General features: G+C 68.7%; 16 protein-coding genes and 1 pseudogene. 8 read left to right on the forward strand and 9 right to left on the reverse strand.

Going from position 1 to position 18,206, the window contains the following annotated elements:
- Nucleotides 1-80: 80 nt before the first annotated feature.
- Nucleotides 81-332 carry a hypothetical protein gene (locus ACFFIO_RS07500; protein WP_378040969.1) on the reverse strand — a complete coding sequence of 84 codons (252 nt, stop codon included), beginning with the start codon at nt 330-332 and terminating at the stop codon, nt 81-83.
- Between the two features lie 313 nt (nt 333-645).
- Between ACFFIO_RS07500 and ACFFIO_RS17350 the strand changes: the two are divergent.
- Nucleotides 646-826, forward strand: a pseudogene (locus ACFFIO_RS17350) (IS1634 family transposase); the annotation flags it as partial.
- Here the strand turns inward: ACFFIO_RS17350 and ACFFIO_RS07505 are convergent.
- Both ACFFIO_RS07505 and ACFFIO_RS07510 read right to left on the reverse strand, forming a co-directional pair.
- Nucleotides 812-1,840 (reverse strand): DUF2332 domain-containing protein, encoded by a 1,029-nt coding sequence (locus ACFFIO_RS07505; protein ID WP_378040970.1) that lies wholly within the window; start codon nt 1,838-1,840, stop codon nt 812-814. The pseudogene ACFFIO_RS17350 and the gene ACFFIO_RS07505 overlap by 15 nt on opposite strands.
- A complete protein-coding gene (locus ACFFIO_RS07510) occupies nt 1,825-3,327 on the reverse strand; it encodes a glutamate-cysteine ligase family protein (RefSeq protein WP_378040971.1) in 1,503 nt (500 codons plus the stop codon). The genes ACFFIO_RS07505 and ACFFIO_RS07510 overlap by 16 nt, the downstream gene beginning before the upstream one ends.
- A 186-nt stretch (nt 3,328-3,513) precedes the next feature.
- Between ACFFIO_RS07510 and ACFFIO_RS07515 the strand changes: the two genes are divergently transcribed.
- The 4 genes from ACFFIO_RS07515 to ACFFIO_RS07530 all read left to right on the forward strand — a co-directional run bounded on the left by ACFFIO_RS07515 (nt 3,514) and on the right by ACFFIO_RS07530 (nt 8,203).
- Nucleotides 3,514-4,824 carry an extracellular solute-binding protein gene (locus ACFFIO_RS07515; RefSeq protein WP_378040972.1) on the forward strand — a complete coding sequence of 437 codons (1,311 nt, stop codon included), beginning with the start codon at nt 3,514-3,516 and terminating at the stop codon, nt 4,822-4,824.
- Nucleotides 4,821-5,831, forward strand: a complete 1,011-nt coding sequence (locus tag ACFFIO_RS07520) for a carbohydrate ABC transporter permease (RefSeq protein WP_378040973.1) — start codon at nt 4,821-4,823, stop codon at nt 5,829-5,831. Before ACFFIO_RS07515 ends, ACFFIO_RS07520 begins: the two co-directional genes overlap by 4 nt.
- On the forward strand, nt 5,828-6,757 hold the full coding sequence (locus ACFFIO_RS07525; RefSeq protein ID WP_378040974.1) for a carbohydrate ABC transporter permease: 930 nt from the start codon (nt 5,828-5,830) through the stop codon (nt 6,755-6,757). The genes ACFFIO_RS07520 and ACFFIO_RS07525 overlap by 4 nt, the downstream gene beginning before the upstream one ends.
- An 81-nt stretch (nt 6,758-6,838) precedes the next feature.
- A complete protein-coding gene (locus ACFFIO_RS07530; RefSeq protein WP_378040975.1) occupies nt 6,839-8,203 on the forward strand; it encodes an ABC transporter ATP-binding protein in 1,365 nt (454 codons plus the stop codon).
- A 7-nt stretch (nt 8,204-8,210) separates the two neighbouring features.
- Here ACFFIO_RS07530 and ACFFIO_RS07535 read toward each other — a convergent pair whose 3' ends face one another.
- From ACFFIO_RS07535 to purU, 3 genes are all read right to left on the reverse strand, one after another.
- Entirely contained in the window at nt 8,211-9,659 is a 1,449-nt protein-coding gene (locus tag ACFFIO_RS07535) for an MFS transporter (RefSeq protein WP_378040976.1), read from the reverse strand.
- A 94-nt stretch (nt 9,660-9,753) separates the two neighbouring features.
- Nucleotides 9,754-10,275 carry a gamma carbonic anhydrase family protein gene (locus ACFFIO_RS07540; RefSeq protein ID WP_378040977.1) on the reverse strand — a complete coding sequence of 174 codons (522 nt, stop codon included), beginning with the start codon at nt 10,273-10,275 and terminating at the stop codon, nt 9,754-9,756.
- A gap of 37 nt (nt 10,276-10,312) precedes the next feature.
- On the reverse strand, nt 10,313-11,161 hold the full coding sequence (gene purU, locus ACFFIO_RS07545) for a formyltetrahydrofolate deformylase (protein ID WP_378041083.1): 849 nt from the start codon (nt 11,159-11,161) through the stop codon (nt 10,313-10,315).
- A 292-nt stretch (nt 11,162-11,453) separates the two neighbouring features.
- On the opposite strand from purU, the gene ACFFIO_RS07550 reads away from it, so the two are divergent.
- Complete coding sequence (locus ACFFIO_RS07550; protein ID WP_378040978.1) at nt 11,454-11,999, forward strand: hypothetical protein; 546 nt, start codon at nt 11,454-11,456, stop codon at nt 11,997-11,999.
- Between the two features lie 79 nt (nt 12,000-12,078).
- On the opposite strand, the gene ACFFIO_RS07555 is transcribed toward ACFFIO_RS07550, so the two are convergent.
- From ACFFIO_RS07555 to ACFFIO_RS07565, 3 genes are read right to left on the reverse strand one after another with little or no spacing between them, the layout of a single operon-like run.
- Nucleotides 12,079-13,581 (reverse strand): catalase, encoded by a 1,503-nt coding sequence (locus ACFFIO_RS07555; protein ID WP_378040979.1) that lies wholly within the window; start codon nt 13,579-13,581, stop codon nt 12,079-12,081.
- Between the two features lie 48 nt (nt 13,582-13,629).
- Complete coding sequence (locus ACFFIO_RS07560) at nt 13,630-14,178, reverse strand: Fur family transcriptional regulator (RefSeq protein WP_378040980.1); 549 nt, start codon at nt 14,176-14,178, stop codon at nt 13,630-13,632.
- A 44-nt stretch (nt 14,179-14,222) separates the two neighbouring features.
- A complete protein-coding gene (locus ACFFIO_RS07565) occupies nt 14,223-15,521 on the reverse strand; it encodes a flavin-containing monooxygenase (RefSeq protein ID WP_378040981.1) in 1,299 nt (432 codons plus the stop codon).
- A 353-nt stretch (nt 15,522-15,874) separates the two neighbouring features.
- Here ACFFIO_RS07565 and glyA point away from each other — a divergent pair, with 353 nt between their 5' ends.
- Together glyA and ACFFIO_RS07575 are read left to right on the forward strand one after the other, a co-directional pair.
- Complete coding sequence (gene glyA / locus ACFFIO_RS07570) at nt 15,875-17,137, forward strand: serine hydroxymethyltransferase (RefSeq protein ID WP_378041084.1); 1,263 nt, start codon at nt 15,875-15,877, stop codon at nt 17,135-17,137.
- Between the two features lie 138 nt (nt 17,138-17,275).
- Nucleotides 17,276-18,163 carry a bifunctional methylenetetrahydrofolate dehydrogenase/methenyltetrahydrofolate cyclohydrolase gene (locus ACFFIO_RS07575; RefSeq protein WP_378040982.1) on the forward strand — a complete coding sequence of 296 codons (888 nt, stop codon included), beginning with the start codon at nt 17,276-17,278 and terminating at the stop codon, nt 18,161-18,163.
- The last annotated feature ends 43 nt before the right edge of the window (nt 18,164-18,206 follow it).

The following is an 18,206-nucleotide window of genomic DNA, read 5'->3' on the forward strand; positions in this document are numbered from 1 at the left end:
CGATACGGGGTAGGGCGCTGTTGGCCTGCCGATCGCCTCCGCGATTGAGGCGGCCTCGAGAGTGCGGCCGGTCGGGGTTGTCACCGCCGGACACCAGCAGCTGCGCGGCATTGACCGCGCCCACGCCCCGGGGTCTGCGGCAGTTGGAGATTGGCCCGGGCCACCAGGACCACCCGGATCGCTTCGATGGGTCCGTTGCCGTCCTTGGGTACCGCATCTGCGGTTCCCGCCAAGGTGGCTTCGGCCGCGATGTAGGCGTCGCTCTCATCGGATTTGCCCCGCTGACGTCGCACCTGTCGGTTCGGGCAGAGCACTTCCAGGCGTCGAGCCATGGCTTGCCAGGCTACGGGCCAGTCCGGCACCTTAGGAGCCGGTTTCCTCCACGCCGGCGACGACCGGCGCTCTCGTCGTTGTCATGCTGTCCTCCAGGATCCGGTTCCTCGACAGTGGAAGGCATAGGTAGAGCGGGTTCTCGACGGGCCCAACCCCCGGCCTCGGCCGTTACACGTTGATAATTGATTTGGCTCCTCCCGACTTGGCTCACTGTTCGGCGATTCGGTCGTTTTGGGTGCCTAGTCCCGCGCCATTCTGGGGTTCTTGGTTGCTGGGTGGGCACTAACGGTCGGGGGGTTCTAGGCTGTTTGGATGTACATCCGGCGGGTGAAGATCGCGTCCGGAGCGACCGCGGTCCAGCTCGTGGAGAAGCGCCGTGGGGTGCGTCAGATTGTCGAGCATCTCGGCTCATGACGAGGTGACCCTGGCCGCCCTGGAGCAGGTAGCGCGGGAGAAGATCCAGGTTGGTCAGATGGCCTTAAACCTCGAACTGCACACCGATGACGCCACCAAGGGGGTGGATGCCGGTGACCGATCGGCCGTGTGGATCGGCTGTGGCCCGGGGAATGCCGTCGACGGTGATCACGAACTCGCCCGGGGCAACAGACTCGGGAAGCGAGGGGAGCTGCGGGAGGACGCCGGGCCCCTCGTTGCTGATCCAGTGCCCCGGCAGGCTGTTGACAAGGTCGACGAAACCACCGCGGGCGGCCTCGTCGAGGTAGGCCAGCACGGCCGTGTGGAAGACGACCAGGGTGGCGTCGGCCGGCGCCTCGGCGGCCAGGGCGGGCAGGGCCTCGTTGAGGTCGCCGGCGATAACCCGGGGTGGTTCGCGGCGGGCGATGGCCAGCGCGGACCGGAGCCGGTCGCGTCGATCAACGTGTCCGGGCCAGATGAGGGTCTCCAGCCAGGTGCAGTCCTCGGCGTTCTCGACGTCCACGGGGGAGAGGTCGATCCCCGCCCGCCACGCGACCTTTGGCAGGGCCCGCGGAGGGGCGCTGCCCGGGCCGAGGCGGCAGTCAATGATCACCTCGGACGGCCCGTCGGCCGGGTCAAGGCGGGGGCCGTCGCTGTACCGATAGGAGTAGCGGTCCGGCAGGAGACAGAGACCGGCGGAGGCGCCCACCTCAAGCAGGGCCAGGGGCTGCGGCAGCTCGGCCAGGAATGGCAGCAGCACCGCGCACCGGGCCGCCTCGTTCGTCTGGGTGGATCGCGCCAGGATGGTCTCTCGAATGGTGCCCCAGCGCTCCACGAGGGTGGACCGGAACGAAGCGTACGTCCCGGCGGCGCCGTGGAGCCGGGCCGCGGCGAACACGAGGTTGGGTTGGCGCTTCGTGCGGGGCAGTCCGGCCACCAGCTCGAGCACCTCTGCGTCCTCGGCGACGTTCGCGGCCCAATCCTCGTAGACGTCGGAACTGCCGTGCGCCTCGATCCGGGCGAAGCGGCGGTAGACCTCGGACGGGGGAAGCTCTCCACGGTGGATGGCGGTGTCCATTACTGCAGCGGCCACGTGTGCACGGGATTCCCGCCGCGCATGTGCTTCCCGTACTCCGCCACCATCCGCGCCAGCGCCGTGCCGCGGGCCAGACCCGATTCCTCGTACCGGCCCAGGGATCGCGTCATCCACGTGGCCCCGTTCTGGCCGGTCCGGGTTCGGCCGGTGAGCACTGCCAGGTAGTGATCCGCCACGTCGTCCTCCACCTCGAGCAGCTCCAGCCCGTGCCGGGCGGCCGGCAGCAGGTGCCGGTCCAGCAGCTCCGTGACGGGGACGTCCCCGTAGCCGGGCCAGTACACCGAGGCGTTCAGGCCGTGCCGGGCGCACTCGTAGAAGTTGGTCCTCGCCACCGCGAAGGACATCCGCTGCCACGGGTTCTCCTCCGTGGACACCAGGTACTTGACCAGGCCGAAGAAGAAGGCGGCATTGGCGACCATGTCCACGACCGTGGGACCGGCCGGAAGCAACCGGTTCTCCACACGCAGGTTCGCCGGAAGCGCCGGCGAGGTGCCGGCGTCGTGCCTCTTCTCGTCCTTGCCGGGATCATAGATGGGCCGGTTCCAGCGGTAGACCGTGCCGTTGTGCAGCAGCAGCTCGGCGAGTTTCGGCGCCCCGGCCGCCGTGGTGCCCGTTTCGCCGGACATCTCCGGCAGCAGCGCCGGGAAGAAGGCGATGTTCTCCTCGAACAGGTCCTCGATGCCCTCGATCCAGCGCTCACCGAACCAGACGCGGGGCCGCACCCCCTGCCGGGCCAGCTCCGGCCCCCGGGTGTCCGCGGCCTGCTGGAACACGGGGATGCGGGACTCGGCCCACAACAGGCTGCCGAGGAACAGCGGGGAGTTCGCGGCCAGGGCCACCTGTGGCCCGGCGATCGCCTGCGCCGCATTCCATACCGGGCCGAATTGCTCGCGGGACACTTCGAGGTGCAGCTGCATGGAGGTGCACGTGGACTCCGGGGCGATGTCCCGGGCGTAGTAGGACAGGTGCTCGGGCCCGTCGATGTCGATGAGGATGTCCTCGCCGCGGGCCTCAAGGATCGCCGCGTTCAGCGCCGAGTAGCGGTTGCCCTCGCTGATCCAGTCCTCGCCGGCCAGGTCCTCCCCGTCCAGGGTGGGCAGGATTCCGATGGCGTACAGCTGCGCCCCGGCACGGATGGCACGCTCGTCCGCCCGGTCCAGTTCCGCCTTCAGGGATTCCTCGAGATCGCGCAGTCCGCGCTCACGGATGGTCAGGGACGGGTGGTTGAGCTCGATGTTGTACCGGCCCAGTTCCGTCTGGAACGCCGGATCGTCGATGGCGTCCAGGACCTGGCGATTCAGCGGCGCCGGCTGGGACGTCTCATCCACCAGGTTCAGTTCCAGCTCCAGGCCGATCCGCCCCGCTCCGGAGAAGTCGCTGCCGGCAAGGTAGTCCTTCAGCTCCCGCAGTGATCCTTCCAGCCGCTCGCGGTACCGCGTCCGCTCGGACCGGGAATAGGTGCTCGACTCGACCTCGGTGCCCATGGGATGAAGCGTAAGGCACCGGAACCCTTGGGAAACACCCGCGGCGGGCATATGCTCACGTCACAGTGACCTGCTTCACAGGTGCGAGGCGAGTCCTCGGCCCGGGACGCAGGTCACGGTGGGACACGGATCATCGGCCCTGGCCGCAGCACCGTGGTACGGAACCGGACCGGAGGTACGCGACTGATGAGGCAATCCCGACCGAGTGGCAGGCACACCCGCCGGCTGGCGAGCGCCGCAGTGGTGGCCACGGCAGCCCTGGTGCTGGCGGGCTGCGGGCCAGCGGAGGACACCCCGGTCCTCACCTGGTACACCAACCCGGACGACGGCGGCCAGGCCACCATCGCGCAACAGTGCACCGAGGCGGCAGACGGGGCCTACCGGATCGAGACGTCCATCCTCCCCACTGACGCCGCCTCCCAGCGTGAGCAGCTCACCCGGCGGCTGGCCGCCGGGGACACCTCGATGGACATCATGTCCCTGGACCCGCCCTTCATCCCCGAGCTGGCCGAGCCCGGATTCCTCGCGCCGGTCCCCGAGGACGTGGCCTCCTCGACCACCGAGGACACCCTGGAGGGGGCGCTGGCCGGGGCGACCTGGAAGGACAACCTCGTCACCGTGCCGTTCTGGGCGAACACCCAGCTGCTCTGGTACCGCGAGTCAGTGGTCGAGGAGGCGGGGCTGAACATGGACGAACCGGTCACCTGGGATCAGTTGATCGAAGTCGCCCGGGACCAGGACAAGGAACTCGGCGTCCAGGGGGCACGGGCCGAGTCCATGACCGTGTGGCTCAACGCGCTGGTCGAGTCCGCCGGCGGGCACATCCTCGAGAACCCGGAGGCCTCCGCCGCGGACGTCCAGACGGGACTCGACACGGAGGCCGGTCGCCAGGCGGCGCAGATCATCTCCACCATCGGCCAGGAGGGCCTCGGTGGGCCAGGCCTGGCCACCCAGCAGGAGAACGAGGCCATGCTGCTCTTCCAGGGGGACAGCGGTTCCTTCATGGTGAACTGGCCGTTCGTCTGGCCCGCCACCAATGCCGCCGTGGAGGACGGGGCACTCCCGGAGGACCTGCCCGAGGACATCGGCTGGACCCTGTACCCCCGGGTGGTAGAGGGCCAGGAGCCGGCCCCGCCGCTGGGAGGCATCAACCTCGGGGTGGGGGCTGAATCCGAGCACCCGGAGCTGGCGTGGGAGGCGATCGAGTGCATCGTCACCCCGGAACACCAGACCGAGTACTTCATCACCAACGGCAATCCCCCCTCCAGCGCGAGCGCGTTCGACGACCCGGCCGTGGAGGATTCGTTCCCCATGGCCCCGACCATCCGCGAATCCCTGCAACTGGCGGCGCCTCGTCCGCAGACGCCGTACTACAACGAGGTGTCCACGGCCATCCAGCAGCGGTTCACCCCGCCGGGCGCCGTTGACCCGGACACCACACCGGCCGAGGCCGGCCAGTTCATCATGGAAGTCCTGCGAGGGGAGTCCCTGCTGTGAGTGCCATTCCCACGAATGTCCCCGCCGTCGACCCGGCGGATCCGGCGGATCCCCACCGAGGTTCCGCGCCCCCGGGTGGCTCCCGCGGCCGCCGCAAGGCGCCGACCTCCGAACGCGCGAAGGCCGAGGCCCGCCTGGGGTGGTGGCTCGCCGGCCCCGCCTTCGTCATCATGGTGGCCGTCATCTTCTACCCCGTGGCGCAGGCCGTCTGGGACTCGATGTTCAACTACCGCCTGACGGCCCCGGCCGACCGGGAGTTCATCGGTCTGGGGAACTACGCAACGATCCTCACGGACGGGGTGTTCTGGAGTGCCCTGGGGGTCACGGTCCTGATCACCGTGGTCACGGTCTTCGTGGAACTCATCCTCGGATTCATCCTCGCGATGATCATGCACAAGGCCATCAAGTCCACCCGCGGCCTGGTCCGGACCGTGATCCTGGTGCCCTACGGCATCATCACCGTGGTCTCGGCCTATGCCTGGTACTACATGTTCAGCATCGACTCCGGGTACGTGAACAACTGGCTCAGCTGGCTGCCCGGGTTCAACGATGAGCTCAACTGGTTCGCCCAGGGTGGCACCTCGCTCGTGATCATCATGTTCTCGGAGATCTGGAAGACCACGCCTTTCATCTCCCTGCTCCTGCTCGCCGGGCTGGCCCAGGTCCCGGAGGACCTCTCCGAGGCGGCCTCCGTGGACGGTGCCAACTGGTGGCAACGGCTCAGCCGGGTGGTGCTGCCGAACATGAAGGCGGCCATCATGGTGGCCGTGCTGTTCCGGGCCCTGGACGCGTTCCGCGTGTTCGACTCGATCTTCATCATGACCAACGGCGCGTACGGCACTGAGGTACTCTCCCTGCTCGCCTATCGCACCTCGATCAGCCGCCTGGAGATCGGGCTCGGCTCGGCCATCTCCGTGGTGCTGTTCCTGTGTGTGGCCCTGATCGCCTTCGTCGCCATCAAGGTCTTCAACGTTGACCTGGCCGGATCCAAGGGAGGCCGCAAATGAGCGTCGAAGCAACCCGAGTCCCGGCCGGCCGCGCCGCCCGCGAGCCGGACCCGACCGCTGAGGAGCTGGAGGGCCAGAAGACGGCCAACCGTGCCAAGCGGAACACCGCCATCGGTTGGTGGGTGCTCACCGTCATCGTGGCCGTGTGGTGCCTGTTCCCCGTGGCCTCCATCCTGGCCACGAGCTTCAAGACCCCGGGGGACCTGTCCAACGGGCAGTTCCTGCCGACCACACCCTCCACGGTGAACTACGAGGAGATCCTGGTCGGCGACTCCCGCCAACTGTTCCTCACCGCCCTGTGGAACTCGATCGGCATCTCCGTGATCGCCACGGCCATCGCCGTGGTGCTGGCCACCCTGTGCGCCTACGCGATCGCCCGCCTGGACTTCCCGGGCAAGAAGGTGGTGCTGACAGTCTCTCTGATGGTCTCCATGTTCCCGGTGATCTCCCTGGTCACGCCGCTGTTCAACATGTGGCGCACGCTCGGCCTGTATGACACGTGGCCCGGTCTGATCATCCCGTACCTGTCTCTGACGCTGCCGATCTCCATCTGGACGCTCACCGCGTTCTTCCAGCAGATCCCGTGGGAGCTCGAACAGGCCGCACAGGTGGACGGTGCCACCCCGTTGCAGGCGTTCCGCAAGGCGATCGTCCCGCTGGCCCTGCCCGGGGTCTTCACCACCGCCATCATCGCCTTCTTCATCGCCTGGAATGACTTCGTCTACGGCATCTCGCTGACCTCCACCGAGGCGGCCAGACCCGTGCCGGCCGCGCTGGCGTTCTTCACCGGAGCCTCCCAGTTCGAATCGCCCACCGGCGCGATCTCCGCCGCGGCGATCATCGTCACCATCCCCGTGGTGCTGCTGGTCATGCTCTTCCAGAAGCAGATCGTCGCCGGCCTGACCTCGGGTGCGGTGAAGGGCTGAGCCGCAAACACAGGTACGCAAAGCACGCAAAGCACGCAAGACAAGCAGAGCACGCAAGACAAGCAGAGAAAGGGAGCACCGATGGCCTCCATCACCCTGAACAACATCGTCAAGAAGTACGACGACGGCTTCCCGGCCGTGAACAATGTGTCCCTTGACATCGCCGACGGTGAGTTCGTCATCCTGGTGGGGCCCTCGGGCTGTGGCAAGTCCACCCTGTTGCGGATGATCGTGGGGCTGGAGGACATCACGTCCGGGGAGCTGCAGATTGACGGGACGCGGATGAACGAGGCCGCGCCGAAGGACCGGAACCTGGCCATGGTGTTCCAGAACTACGCCCTCTACCCGCACCTGACGGTGTACGAGAACATCGCCTTCCCCCTGCGTCTGGCCAAGAAGTCCAGCGGCTCCAACGGTGACTCCACCGAGGGAGCGAACGGCGGATCCAACGGCGGATCCCGTGGACGGAGCCCCGGTGGGGCCGGCGGCGGGTCGGTGGATGACCGGGTGCGCAAGGCGGCCGAGATGCTCGAACTGACCGAGCACCTGGAGCGCAAGCCCGCGAACCTCTCCGGCGGTCAGCGGCAACGCGTGGCGATGGGGCGGGCGATCGTCCGCCAGGCGGACGCGTTCCTGTTCGACGAGCCGCTCTCCAACCTGGACGCCAAGCTGCGCGGGCAGATGCGCGCCGAGATCGCCCAGCTGCAGCGCCGGCTCGGCGTCACCAGTGTGTACGTCACGCATGACCAGACCGAGGCGATGACCCTGGGGGACCGGGTGGCGGTGCTGAAGAAGGGTGAACTCCAGCAGGTGGCCAGCCCCCGCGAACTCTACGAGCAGCCCGTGAACCTGTTCGTGGCCGGCTTCATCGGCTCCCCGTCCATGAATTTCCTGCCCGCCACGCTCAAAGAGGGCTCCGAGGGTGCCGGTGGGGCCGGGGGATCGGGCGGTGCCGTCCTCTCCTCGCCCATCGGTGACATCCCCATCTCCGCGGAGAAGGCCGCCGTGGCCAAAGGCCATGAACTGCTCATGATCGGACTGCGGCCCGAGTTCTTCGAGGATGCTCAACTCGTGGACGAGGCCAAGAAGGGCAAGGGCGCGGTCTTCACGGCGGAACTGTCCCACCTGGAATGGCTGGGGCACGAGCAGTACGGCTACATCGAGTTCGAACCGGACGAGAAGGTCCGGCGTCTGCTGTCCGACCTCGCCGCGGAGATGGACGCCGACGAGCTGCGACCGCAAGTGGTCACCACCCTGTCCGCGGAGTCCCGGGTGCGCCCCGGCCAGCCCACCGAACTCTGGGTGGACACGTCTCGCATCCACATCTTCGACCCGGAATCCGGGGAGAACCTGACCCGTGACGCGGAAGCGGGTGCCGAACTGACGCGGATGGCCACGGAGGAACGCGAGCGCGAGATCGAGCTGGCCGCAGCCAAAGACACCTGAGGGGTGCTCACGCCGGCCCGGGGAGCGACTCCACGTCCCTCGGGGGGTCCATCTGCCGCGGGATCAGGGCAGACAGGACGGCACAGGCCAGGGCGGCGATGAGGCCCAGGAGAAACGCGAGTTGGAACGCTCCGGTGGTGGGATACAGCGCGCCGGCGTGCCCCTCGGCGGACCCCGCTATGGACCCTGCGAGAACGGTGGCAATGACGGCCGAGGCGGTGGCCGTGCCGAGGGAACGCATGAGCGTGTTGAAGCCGTTGGCGGCCCCCGTGGCAGATGTGGGGACCGAACGCATGATGAGGGTGGGCATGGCGGCGAAGCCCAAGCCGATGCCCACCCCGATCAGCAGATTGACCAGGAGGATGGACCAGATCTGGACGGGCGCCAGCATGGCCACGGCGTAGCCGAGGGCGATGACCAGCGAGCTGACGACCAAGAGAGGCTGGGCACCCCAGCGGCGTTCGACTCGGCCGGCCACCGGGGACATCGCCAGCATGACCAGGCCGGAGGGCATGAGCACCAGGCTGGCTTGGAGCAGGCTGACCCCGGTCCCGCCGGCATCCACGGGGATCACGAGCAATTGGGGGAAGGCAATCTGCGAGGTGAACAGGGCGAAGCCCATGGCGACCGAGGCCAGGTTGGTCATCAGGACCGGGCCCCGGGCATTCACCCTCAGGTCGACCAGGGGTGCCGGGATGCGCAGTTCCAGCCAGCCCCACACCAGCAGGACGAACGTTCCTCCGAAGAGCAGTCCCAGGGTGGGCAGAGAGAACCAGCCCCATTCATTGCCGCGTGAGATCGCCAGGAGAACGCCGGAGAGCCCCATGGCCAGTCCGAGAACGCCGATGACGTCGATGCGGCCGCCCGTCCGCGCCCGGCTCTCGGGGACGAGCCAGGCGATGAGAATCAGGACGACGAGGCCCAGGGCGGCTGCCACCCAGAACAACACATGCCAATCGAAGTGTTCAGTGACGAAGGCACTCACCGGCAGGCCCAAGGCGGCGCCGACCCCCAGAGTGGCACTGACCAGGGCGACCGATGATCCCAGCCGGTCCACGGGAACGACATCCCGCACGATCGAGATCCCCAACGGGATGACTCCCATGCCCAGACCCTGCAGCCCGCGACCGACGATCAGTGGGACCACGGTGGCCGAGAAGACGGCCACGAGGGAACCCAGGACCAGCATGCCCATCAACACCAAGGCCACGCGGCGCTTGCCGAACATGTCCCCCAGCCGTCCGGAGATCGGGGTGAAGACGGCCGAGACCAACAACGTGATGGTGATGACCCACGCCGTGTCCTCACGGCTGGCATCCAACAGCCGCGGCAGCTCACCCTGGATCGGGATCAACAGAGTCTGCATGAAGGCAGCGGACATGCCGGCCAGGGCCAGCACCCCGACCACCCGCCCGGGCCGGTCCTGCCTCGATCGGGCGGTGTGCGCGATGCTCACGTCCGGGGCCCTGTCCTCCGAGGTCCTGTCCTTCGAGGCCCTGCGCACGACGCGCTCGATCCCCGTCTCGGCAAGAGTCTCAGCAAGAGCGGGCCTAGGGCGTGGTCGCGTCGCGGTGCGCCGCGGCCAAGCGCACATAGGTCGCCGAGTTCCTGCCGAGGGAGGCGAGCTCGTCCTCGGTGAGTTCACGGCGGACCCTGGCGGGGACCCCGGCCACGAGTGACCGCGGCGGGACCACGGTGCCCTCGAGGACCAGGGCGCCGGCGGCCACGAGGGACTGGGCCCCGATCACGGCCCCGTTCATGACCGTGGCGGACATGCCGATCAGGCAGCCGTCCTCCACGGTGGCGCCGTGGACCACGGCGGCGTGGCCCACCGAGATGTCCTGGCCCAGGGTGCAGGGGAAGCCAGCATCCGCGTGGAGGACCACATTGTCCTGCAGGTTCGTTCGCTCGCCGACCCGGATGGGTGCGCTGTCCCCGCGCGCCGAGACGCCGTAGAAGGCAGAGGACCCGGCTGCGAGGGCCACGTCACCGGACAGGGTGGCGGTGGGGGCGAGGAAGCAGGACTCGTGGGCGACCGGCGTCGAACCGGAAACGGTGATCAGGTGTGCCATGGCAACAGCGTACGTGCCAGGGCACACCTGATCACCGTCAGTCGAAGACGACGGTGCGTTTGCCGTCGAGGAGGACCCGGTGCTCTGCGTGCCACTTGACGGCGCGGGAGAGGGTGGAGCCTTCGACCTCGCGGCCGCGGATGACGAATTCACGGGCGGACTGGGCGTGGGTGACGCGTTGGACCTGCTGTTCGATGATCGGGCCCTCGTCCAGGTCGGCGGTCACGTAGTGGGCGGTGGCGCCGATGAGCTTGACGCCGCGCTCGTGGGCCTGGTGGTAGGGGCGGGCGCCCTTGAAGGAGGGCAGGAAGGAGTGGTGGATGTTGATGGCCTTGCCCTCGAGCCTGCGGCAGAGGTCGTCCGAGAGGATCTGCATGTAGCGGGCCAGGACCACGAGCTCGATGTCGTATTCAGCCACCAGGTCCAGGAGCTTGGCCTCCGCCTCGGCCTTGTTGCTGTTGCCGTCAGCGTCCTTGGCCACGGGGATGTGGATGAAGGGGATGCCGTAGAAGAAGGCCATGGGCTGGAGCTCGAGGTGGTTTGAGACGATGACCGGGATCTCGACGGAGAGGGTGCCGGCGCGTTGCTGGAAGAGAAGGTCGTTGAGGGTACGGCCGTCCTTGGAGCACATCACCAGGGTGCGGGTCTTGCGGGAGGCCTCCCAGAGGCCGAGGTCCATGGCGAACTCCTCGCGGACCGGTTCCAGGGCTGCCTCGACCGTCTCGCGGCTCTCGGGGGTCGTGAACTCCACGCGCATGAAGAAGGTGCCGGTGTCCGGGGAGTCGAACTGCTTGGAGTCGGTGATGTCTCCCTGGACCGAGAGCAGGGCGCCGGAGACGGCGTGCACGATGCCGCGGCTGTTCTTGCAGGACAGGGACAGGACCATGGGGTGGCCCGTGATCTCGGCCGAACCGGCCAGGGCGGCGTTGGACGCGGTGGCAGGGGTAGAAGCGTTCATGGGGAAAGCATACCTATCTCCATAGTGATTTGGGTCACCGAGCACGAAATTGTTGTCCGGGGAAGCGCGGTACCCCAAGAGGGTCCAGGACGGCGCTCCTGGGCGGCGGGTGGCCCAGGCCTCGGCCCCCAGGCCACCCTATGGCACAGTGGGCGGCAGCAGCGGGACGGCTCCGGAGCCGTCCGGCGGGTGCACCGTCAGCGAGAGCAAAGGACAGGTCATGGACAGCCAGCAGATGCTGTGGTTGGTCATCGGCGTGGTGGTGGCCCTCATCATCATCGCCGTTGCCATCGTGTGGGCGAAGCGGAGTCGGGACCGGCGGCGGGAGGCGGCCCACCGGGCGGCGGAAGACCTCCGCGGTGATGCAGCTCGGCAGCAGGGCCGCACTCTCGCCGAGGAGAAGCGGGCCTCCGCCGTCCGCAAGGATGCCGATGCGGCGGAGGAAGAGGCCCAGCAACTGCGGTCTGAGGCCGAAGAGCGCGAGCGGACCGCGGGATCCTCACGCAGTGCATTGGACGCCCAAATGCAGGAGGCGGACCGGCTGGACCCGGAGGTGCGGACCGACCGCGAGGGGCACCGGCTGGACGGCGCTGAGACTGCCGGGTCTGAAGGGGAGGCAGCGGCGCCGGCGGTCCGGAATGTCGAACGGGATCCGGCTCCGGGGGAGCACCCCGGGGCCGCCACTGACGACCGCCCCGCAGATGCCTCTGGGAAGCACGCGGCGGACACGCCCCTCGACGGCGACGCGCGAGGGCCCCGCTCCTGACATCGGAACGGGGCCCACGGGACCATGCACCCCCCGGCCGGCGTCGGGAGTCCGGCGCCGGCCGGGGGACTGGCGGACCTTAGCGGTCGCGGTCGACGCCCATGCCCGGGACGTCGGCGCCATCGGTGTTGGCCTTGACCGCGTCCTCGATGCGCTGGCCGATGGTGGCGTCCACGTTCTTCCAGTACTGGAAGGCGTTGGACAGCACCGGCTCCTGCACGCCGTCCAGGGCGCCGGAGACGGTGTCCACGAACTGGTCGCGCTGGGCGTCGGAGAAGACCTCGCGGATCAGGATGCCCGGCTGCACGAAGTCGCCGTCGTCCTCGCGGAGGGTGTAGGCCTCGCGAGTCAGGGCGCCGTCGGCCTCCCAGCCGTTGTCCACCGGGCCGGTCTCGTCCGACCAGGAGTCACCGAAGGAGTTCGGGGCGTACATGGAGCGAGCACCGGTGTGCTCGTACCACATGTTGCCCTCGAAGTTGTAGGTATGCACCGGGTTGATCGGCTTGTTGACCGGCAGCTGCTGGAAGTTGGTGCCGATGCGGTAGCGCTGGGCGTCCGCGTAGGCGAAGTTGCGGCCCAGCAGCATCTTGTCCGGGGAGTTGCCCGTGCCCGGCACCATGTTGGCCGGGGAGAAGGCGGACTGCTCGATCTCGGCGAAGAAGTTCTCCGGGTTGCGGTTCAGGGTCATGGTGCCGACCTTGTGCCGCGGGTAGTCCTTCTTCGACCAGATCTTGGTGAGATCGAAGGGGTTGTACCGGTAGGTCTTGGCCTCCTCGTACGGCATGATCTGGAAGTAGAGGTCCCACTTCGGGAAGTTGCCTTCGGCGATCGCATCCCGCAGGTCGCGGCGGTGGTACTCGGCATCTGCACCGGCCAGGCGCTCGGCCTCTGCGTTGGAGAGGTTCTCCACTCCCTGCTGGGACTCGAAGGCCCACTTGACCCAGAAGCGCTCGCCGGCGGAGTTGACCAACGAGTAGGTGTGGGAGGAGTACCCGTTCATGGTGCGCCAGGACTTGGGCAGGCCCCGCTCGCCCATCAGGTAGGTCACCTGGTGGGCGGACTCCGGGTTCTGCGTCCAGAAGTCCCACTGCATGGTGCCGTCACGCAGGCCCGAGTCCGGCATGCGCTTCTGGGAGCGGATGAAGTGCGGGAACTTCATGGGGTCGCGGACGAAGAAGACCGGCGTGTTGTTGCCGACCATGTCGAAGTTGCCCTCTTCGGTGTAGAACTTCAGCGAGAAGCCGCGCACGTCGCGCCAGGTGTCCGGGGATCCCAGCTCGCCGGCCACGGTGGAGAAGCGGGCCAGCATGTCGGTCTTCTTCCCCTTCTGCAGGAAGTCGGCCTTGGTCCACTTCGAGACGTCCTCGGTGATCTCCAGGGTGCCGAAGGCGCCGGCGCCCTTGGCGTGCGGACGGCGCTCGGGTACGTTCATCCGGTTGAAGTGCGCCAGGGTCTCCACCAGGTGGTGGTCGTGCAGGACGATGGGGCCGTTGGCGCCCACGGTCAGCGAGTTGCGGTCGCTGACGGCGGGGATGCCGGCCTGAGTGGTGGAACCGGTGCCGTGCGGGGTCGTTTCCGTCATCAGTACTCCTTCAAGGGGTGGTGTCGGGTTGGGTGGGTGGGATACCGGTCAGCCCTGGCGGGCTTCCCGGGGCTTGGTGGGGATCTCGAGGTTCCCGGTGGGCCGCGCGGGCTGCGCCGGCTGAGCGGATGCGCAGTCCGCGCACAGGCCCTGATAGACGACGTCGGCGATCCGGATGGTCATGCCGTGCGTCTCGGAGGGATGCAGGCAGGGCGCATGGCCGACGGCGCAGGCGACGTCCTCGATGCGCCCACACTCGGTGCAGACGGCGTGATGGTGGTTGTCCGCCACCCGGGTCTCATACCGTGCCGGCGAGTTGGCCAGGTCCAGCTGGCGGAGCAGGCCGGCGCCCGTCAGGGAGTGCAGCACGGTGTAGACGGACTGCACCGTGATCCCCGGCAGGCTCTGGCGCACGTGCTCCAGCACCGTGTCCGCCGTGGCATGCGGGGACTCGTGCAGGGCGTCCAGGACCGCGAGCCGCTGCTTGGTGACCCGCAGCCCCGCCGACCGCATGCGGGCGGCCCAGGCCAGGGGGGCGGCTCCGGTGAGGGCTCGCCCTTCCCGGTCAGGGGTCTCGGCGGGGGTGCTCTGGGTCATGGCCCCAGTATTGCATATTCTGAGTTACTCATAATTACTTCTCATTACTTCACGGCTCTGACTGCCTCCACGGCGGCCCGTCGACCCGCCCGGGTGGCCCCGATCGTCGAGGCGGAGGCGCCGTAGCCCACCAGGAAGAGTCCGGGGCTCTTCGCCACGGACACCCCGTCCGCCGCCATCACCACGCCGCCGCCGCGCTCGCGGATGTGCACGGGGGACAGGTGGTCCAGGGAGGCGCGGAACCCGGTCGCCCAGAGGATGACGTCCACCGGCGTCTCCCAGGTGGTCAGCGGGTCCTCGGTCGTCAGGGCGGTGCAGGCGCGGCCCGGCAGGGCGGGCACGTGAACCAGCCCGCCGGCCGCTGCGCCGCCGGAGGCGAGCAGTCGATCGGCGACGGGCCCCTGGGAGGGGACCGGGCCGCCGTCGGGCCCGGGACCGTCCAGGACCACCCCGGTGGAGGTGATCCGGCGCAGCGGGCCCCGGCTGATGAGCACCCCGGAGGCGAGGCCGGCGAGGTACTGGTCCGTGACGGGCAGGCCCGTGGCGGCCACCACGGACAGCGGCGGCAGGCCCATGGTGGTGCGGGCCGAGACGGAGGCTTCCACGTTCACGCCCCACGAGGAGTCGAAGAAGTGGTCCGTCCAGTCCGGCGCGCGGCGGGTGCTCCACACGGTGTGCGCCCCGGCCGCGTCCAGTTGGAGGAGGAACTGCAGGGCGGAGGTGCCGCCGCCGACCACGAGGACCCGTTGTCCCGTGAAGTCCTCGGCCGCCGTGAACCCCCTCGTGTGCAGCTGACGGCCGGTGAACTCGGCGATCCCCGGGTAGTACGGGATGTACGGGCTGTCCCAGGTGCCCGTGGCATTGATGACCGTGCGGGCCCGCCACGTGCGGCCGTCCGCGGTGGTGACGGTGAAGGTGCCGTGTTCACTCGGAGCCGCGTTGGGGGCCGCGTTCGGGGCCGTCTCCGGAGTCGGGGCACCCTGCTCCACGTGGTGCACCACCGACTCGACCTTGGCGGGGCGGACCACCGGCAGGCCGAGGTCCTGCTCGTAGGTGCCGTAGTACCGCGAGACGACCCGGCTGGCCGGCTCGGCCGGGTCCGGGGTCTCCAACGGCAGGCCGGGCAGGTCGTGGATCCCATGCGCGGCGTCGAAGGTCAGGGAGTCCCAGCGGTGGCGCCAGGCACCGCCAGGACCGTCATTCGCGTCGAGGACCACGAAGTCCTCCCAGGGCTCCAGGCCCTTGCGCAGGAGTTGCCCGGCGGCGCTCAGTCCTGCCTGCCCGGCCCCGATCACGACGACGGCCAGCAGCTCGCGCGCGGACGAACTCTCAGAGGTGCTCACCCCCAGTGCAGCGCCATGGCCGCCGTGCGTATTCCGACGGAGTGTTCCGGCAGGGCTCCCGCTGGCGGTTCCGCCACGCTGCCGGTCCCGCCATGGTGCCGACACGTGCGGGTGCCCGCGCTACGATGGGGACGCAGGCCGCGACTGGCGAAGGTGGACCACCACCGGGAAGCGGCGAACACGGACACCGGCGGCAGTCAGATGCGGCCGGACCGTGCAGGCCTCCGGACCGCCCGCCTGGGTCCGGCGGCGGCCAACGAACGTGACTACGCCAGCAGGAGCCCTCCGTGACAGAGCCGAACACCGCGCCCTCCCAGTCCGCCACCACCACTGCCACCACCTTCGGGGCCGGGCTGAACACCCAGCCCCTGGCGGAGGTCGATCCTGAGATCGCCGCCGTCCTGGGTCAGGAGCTCGGCCGCCAGCGGGACACCCTGGAGATGATCGCCTCCGAGAACTTCGTCCCACGGGCGATCCTCGAGACCCAGGGGTCGGTCCTGACCAACAAGTACGCCGAGGGCTACCCCGGCCGCCGCTACTACGGTGGTTGCGAGTACGTGGACGTGGCGGAGAACCTGGCGATCGAGCGGGCCAAGTCCCTGTTCGGAGCGGAGCACGTCAACGTCCAGCCGCATGCCGGCGCGCAGGCCAACGTGGCCCTGATGACCGCCCTGATGCAGCCCGGTGACACCCTCATGGGCCTGTCCCTGGCACACGGCGGGCATCTGACCCACGGCATGAAGCTCAACTTCTCCGGCAAGACCTATGACATCGCCGCCTATGAGGTGGATCCGGACACCTACCGGATCGACATGGACAAGGTGCGCGAGAAGGCACTGGAGGCCAAGCCGACCATGATCGTGGCCGGCTGGTCCGCCTACCCCCGCCAGCTCGACTTCGAGGCCTTCCGCTCCATCGCCGATGAGGTCGGGGCCAAGCTCTGGGTGGACATGGCCCACTTCGCCGGCCTGGTGGCCGCCGGACTGCACCCGAACCCGGTGCCGCACGCCGACGTCGTGACCTCCACCGCGCACAAGACGCTGGCCGGTCCGCGCTCGGGATTCATCCTCTCTAAGGAGGAGTACAAGAAGAAGATCGACTCCGCCGTCTTCCCGGGCCAGCAGGGCGGGCCGCTGATGCACGCGATCGCCGGCAAGGCCGTGGCTTTCAAGATCGCGGCCTCCGAAGAATTCGCCGAGCGCCAGCGCCGCACCATCGAGGGCGCCCAGATCCTCGCCGAGCGCCTGACCGCGGCCGACGTGACCGAGCACGGCGTCTCCATTCTGACCGGGGGCACCGATGTGCACCTGATCCTCGTGGACCTGCGCCACGCCGAACTCGACGGCCGCCAGGCCGAGGACCTGCTGCACGAGGTCGGCATCACCGTGAACCGCAACTCGGTCCCGTTCGATCCGCGTCCGCCGATGACCACCTCCGGGCTGCGCATCGGCACGCCTGCACTGGCCACCCGCGGCTTCGGCGCCACGGAGTTCACCGAGGTCGCGGACATCATCGCCCAGACCCTGAAGCCGTCCCCGGACGTGCCGGCATTGCGAGCCCGCGTGCAGAAGCTGGCCGAGGACTTCCCGCTGTACGAGGGCCTCGAGGGCTGGTGATCGCCGCGGCTCCCCAGCGGGAGCCGTAGCACCCCGCCATGTATCGGAGTGGTGCCGTCCTGGTGACAGGCGCCACACCGATCACTATGGTGATAGGTATTCATTTTGGTCGACCCCCGCAAGGAAGCGTGAACCGCCGTGACCGCACAGAAGCTCGATGGCCGTGCCACTGCCGCCGCCATCAAGAAGGATCTCACCGAACGCGTCGAGGTACTCCGTGGCCAGGGTGTGGTGCCCGGGTTGGGGACCGTCCTGGTGGGGGAGGACCCGGGTTCGCAGTCCTATGTGGCCGGCAAGCACCGTGACTGCGCCGAGGTGGGGATCACCTCCATCCGCCGTGACCTGCCTGACTCCACCACGGAGGAAGAACTCCTCGCGGTGGTGGAGGAGCTGAACGCCAATGACGAGTGCACCGGGTACATCGTCCAGCTGCCGCTGCCGCAGCACATCGACACGGACCGGATCCTGGAGGCCATCGACCCGGACAAGGATGCCGATGGCCTGCACCCGATGAACCTGGGCCGGCTGGTCGCCTCCGTGGGCGGCGAGCTGACATCGCCGTTGCCCTGCACGCCGAAGGGCTGTGTGGAGTTGCTGAAGCACTATGGGATCGAGCTGGCCGGCAAGCTCGTGCTGGTCATCGGCCGTGGCGTGACGATCGGTCGTCCGGCCGGCCTCGTGCTGACCCGCCGGGATGTCAACGCCACCGTGGTCCTGGCCCACACCGGGACGAAGGACCTCAAGGCGGAGCTGGCCCGGGCGGACGTCATCATCGCCGCCGCGGGCGTGGCCCACATGGTCAAGCCCGAGGACGTCAAAGAGGGCGTGATCGTGCTGGACGTGGGCGTCTCCCGCGTCACCGGCGAAGACGGCAAGGCGAGGATCACCGGTGACGTGGATCCGGCCGTGGCCGAGAAGGCGGCCTGGATGGCCCCCAACCCCGGCGGCGTCGGGCCGATGACCCGGGTAGAGCTTCTGGCCAACGTGGTGGAGGCGGCCGAGCGGGCCGTCGCCGCACGAGACTGACACCGGCCCAGCCCAGCTGAGTACTCGTACCCGGTCCTTGAGC

Origin of the sequence: Citricoccus parietis (assembly GCF_042433045.1) — a bacterium.
Lineage (GTDB): Bacteria > Actinomycetota > Actinomycetes > Actinomycetales > Micrococcaceae > Citricoccus > Citricoccus parietis.

Coding starts and splice junctions, on each gene's coding strand:
- ACFFIO_RS07550 (WP_378040978.1), top strand. CDS start 11,454: ATGGACAGCCAGCAGATGCTGTGGTTGGTCATCGGCGTGGTGGTGGCC.
- ACFFIO_RS07515 (WP_378040972.1), top strand. CDS start 3,514: ATGAGGCAATCCCGACCGAGTGGCAGGCACACCCGCCGGCTGGCGAGC.
- ACFFIO_RS07510 (WP_378040971.1), bottom strand. CDS start 3,327: ATGGGCACCGAGGTCGAGTCGAGCACCTATTCCCGGTCCGAGCGGACG.
- ACFFIO_RS07530 (WP_378040975.1), top strand. CDS start 6,839: ATGGCCTCCATCACCCTGAACAACATCGTCAAGAAGTACGACGACGGC.
- ACFFIO_RS07560 (WP_378040980.1), bottom strand. CDS start 14,178: ATGACCCAGAGCACCCCCGCCGAGACCCCTGACCGGGAAGGGCGAGCC.
- ACFFIO_RS07555 (WP_378040979.1), bottom strand. CDS start 13,581: ATGACGGAAACGACCCCGCACGGCACCGGTTCCACCACTCAGGCCGGC.
- ACFFIO_RS07500 (WP_378040969.1), bottom strand. CDS start 332: ATGGCTCGACGCCTGGAAGTGCTCTGCCCGAACCGACAGGTGCGACGT.
- purU (WP_378041083.1), bottom strand. CDS start 11,161: ATGGTCCTGTCCCTGTCCTGCAAGAACAGCCGCGGCATCGTGCACGCC.
- ACFFIO_RS07540 (WP_378040977.1), bottom strand. CDS start 10,275: ATGGCACACCTGATCACCGTTTCCGGTTCGACGCCGGTCGCCCACGAG.
- ACFFIO_RS07525 (WP_378040974.1), top strand. CDS start 5,828: ATGAGCGTCGAAGCAACCCGAGTCCCGGCCGGCCGCGCCGCCCGCGAG.